Annotated in this window: 1 protein-coding gene; it reads left to right on the forward strand. The window is 65.8% G+C overall.

All coding sequences use genetic code 11. The annotated features are described in order from the left end of the window. Window positions 1-1841 (forward strand): acetate--CoA ligase (gene acs, locus KIK08_RS38825; protein ID WP_214408298.1); only part of this gene is annotated, 1841 nt, incomplete at both ends.

Here is a 1841-nt window from a genome sequence, read left to right on the forward strand (position 1 = left end):
CTGTCCACCGAGAGCCGTAGCTTCCCGCCCGGCGATGCCTTCGCCGCGCAGGCCAATGTCACGGCCGAGGCCTATGACCGTGCCGATGCCGATCGGGAGGCGTTCTGGGCCGAGCAGGCCGACCGGTTGTCCTGGCACAAGCGCTGGGATCGGGTGTTGGACTGGGATGCGCCGTTCGCGAAGTGGTTCGTCGGTGGCGAGTTGAACGTGGCGTACAACTGTGTGGATCGTCATGTCGCTGATGGGCATGGTGAGCAGGTCGCGTTCCACTGGGAGGGTGAGCCGGGTGATACCCGCACGATCACCTACGCGGATCTGCAGCGTGAGGTGTGCAAGGCGGCGAACGCGTTGACCGAGTTGGGGGTCAGGGCCGGGGATCGGGTGGCGATCCAGTTGCCGATGATCCCGGAGGCGGCGATCTCGATGCTGGCGTGTGCGCGGTTGGGGGCGGCGCACAGTGTGGTGTTCGGGGGGTTCTCCCCGGGTGCGCTCAAGGCGCGTATCGAGGATGCCGACGCCAAGTTGTTGATCACCTCGGATGGGCAGTTCCGGCGGGGGAAGCCGGCGCCGATGAAGGAGAACACCGACAAGGCGGTGGCGCAGACCCCGTCGATCGAGCACGTGTTGGTGGTCAGGCGTACCGAGGTCGAGGTGCCCTGGACCGATGGGCGTGACGTGTGGTGGCACGAGGTGGTCGACAAGCAGTCGGATCGGCACGAGGCGCAGCCGTTCGATGCCGAGCAGCCGTTGTTCATCCTCTACACCTCGGGTACGACCGGGAAGCCGAAGGGGATCCTGCACACCTCGGGTGGGTTCTTGACCCAGGTCGCCTACACCCATCATGCGGTGTTCGATCACAAGCCGGGTGAGAGTGTGTACTGGTGCACCGCGGATATCGGGTGGGTGACCGGGCACAGCTACATCGTGTACGGGCCGTTGGCGAACCGGGCGACGTCGGTGATGTATGAGGGGACGCCGAACACCCCGCACGAGGGTCGGCACTGGGAGATCATCCAGAAGTACGGGGTGTCGATCTACTACACGGCGCCGACGTTGATCCGGACGTTCATGAAGTGGGGCAAGGAGATCCCGGAGCGCTTCGACCTGTCGTCGTTGCGGGTGTTGGGCAGTGTGGGTGAGCCGATCAATCCCGAGGCGTGGATGTGGTATCGGGAGAACATCGGTCGGAACACCTGTCCGATCGTGGACACCTGGTGGCAGACCGAGACCGGGGCGATCATGATCTCGCCGTTGCCGGGGGTGACCGCGGCCAAGCCGGGGTCGGCGATGCGGCCGTTGCCGGGGATCAGCGCGGAGATCGTCACCGAGGAGGCGGCGCCGGTGGGTCCGGGTGGGGGCGGGTATCTGGTGTTGGACAAGCCGTGGCCGGCGATGCTGCGTGGGATTTGGGGGGATGAGCAGCGGTTCCGGGAGACCTATTGGTCGCGGTTCGCCGAGCAGGGTTACTACTTCGCCGGTGATGGGGCGAAGTACGACGATGATGGTGCGATCTGGTTGTTGGGTCGGGTGGATGACGTGATGAACGTCTCCGGGCACCGGATCTCGACCACCGAGGTGGAGTCGGCGTTGGTGAGTCATCCGACGGTGGCCGAGGCGGCGGTGGTGGGGGCCTCGGACGCGACGACCGGGCAGGGGATCGTGGCGTTCGTGATCCTGCGGGGCAACGTCGCGCAGGACGAGGCCCGGGGTGAGGAGGCGATCAAGGCGTTGCGTGATCACGTGTCGCAGGAGATCGGTCCGATCGCCAAGCCGCGCCAGATCATGGTGGTCGAGGAGTTGCCCAAGACCCGGTCCGGGAAGATCATGCGCCGGTTGTTGCG

Origin of the sequence: Pseudonocardia lacus (assembly GCF_018531445.1) — a bacterium.
GTDB classification, from domain to species: Bacteria; Actinomycetota; Actinomycetes; order Mycobacteriales; family Pseudonocardiaceae; genus Pseudonocardia; species Pseudonocardia lacus.